The sequence below is a fragment of the Acetobacter tropicalis genome, assembly GCF_001580915.1.
Classification (GTDB): domain Bacteria; phylum Pseudomonadota; class Alphaproteobacteria; order Acetobacterales; family Acetobacteraceae; genus Acetobacter; species Acetobacter tropicalis.
In genome coordinates this window covers 1-1,170 of record NZ_LHZQ01000054.1, presented here as the reverse complement: position 1 = coordinate 1,170, position 1,170 = coordinate 1, and the positions used below count along the sequence as shown (strand labels likewise).

General features: G+C 59.0%; 1 protein-coding gene. It reads left to right on the top strand.

The features are described 5' to 3' along the window. Positions 1-95 precede the first annotated feature (95 nt). Positions 96-1,153, top strand: a protein-coding gene (locus AD944_RS15995) for an IS630 family transposase (RefSeq protein ID WP_211263311.1) whose coding sequence is annotated in 2 segments (ribosomal slippage) — positions 96-588 and positions 588-1,153 — 1,059 coding nt in all. Because the reading frame shifts where the segments join, the coding sequence is not laid out codon by codon here. The last annotated feature ends 17 nt before the right edge of the window (positions 1,154-1,170 follow it).

The window sequence follows — 1,170 nt, the reverse complement described above, 5'->3', positions numbered from 1 at the left end:
ATACCAACCGTTGCTTGGGGTGACTCAGGGGGTACCCATCGGGTTAAAAATGTGATTCACAGGATGCTGAGTATTTTCAGAAGGAGGCATTCTGGATGGGCAGCCCTCTGTCCCTGCGTGACGATCATGACAGTTCGGAGTTGCGACGCCTTGCGCGCAGAAGCCGGAATGTGGGGCAGTCGCGCCGCCTGCTGGCACTTGCGGCGATTTATGATGGCGCTTCGCGCGGCGAGGCAGCCCTGCTTGCCGGGACAGACCGGCAGAGTATCCGTGACTGGGTAGTGCGTTTCAATGCGGATGGCCCGGATGGCCTTGTGGATCGTCATGGCGGGGGACAGAAAGCCCGCCTGACACCACAGATGCTGTCTGCCCTGAAAACCCGGCTTGAAGAAGGACCAATCCCCGCGGTGCATGGTGTTGTCCGCTGGAGACTGTGCGATCTGTGCGCCTGGCTGCATGAGACCTATGGCGTCACCCTGTCGGAAACCCGTCTGGGCCAGATCATACGTCGTGAGGGGTTTCGTCTGCTGACAGCCCGGCCACGGCACTATCGCCAGGATACGCAGGCACAGGACATTTTTAAAAAGAGTTCCCCGGTGTCATGGCGGCAATCATGTCCAGACATCCCGGAAAAGATATCGAAATCTGGTGGGCTGACGAAGCGCGGATCGGCCAGAAAACAAAACTGACGCGACGCTGGGCCAGACGGGGCACCCGGCCCCGGGCCGTTGCTGACCTGCGCACCAGATCCGCGTGGATTTTCGGGGCCATCTGTCCTGAAAAGGGAACGGCAGCAGGCCTCGTGCTCCCTGTCTGCAACCTGCACGGCATGCAACTCCATCTCGCGGAGATTTCACGCACAGTCGCGCCGGACGCTCACGCCGTCCTCGTTGTGGATCAGGCCGCCTGGCACACCAGTCAGAAGCTGGATGTTCCCTACAATATCACCATTCTCCCGCTGCCTCCCCGGGCTCCTGAACTGAACCCGGTGGAAAATCTCTGGCAGTTCCTGCGCAATACATGGCTCTCAAACAGGATCTTCAGAACCTATGACGATATCGTCGATATCGCCTGCCATGCCTGGAACCAGCTCGTCGACCAACCATGGCGCATCATGTCAATCGGGCTGCGCGATTGGGCTCATAGGTTATAGCAATCAACGGTTGGTAT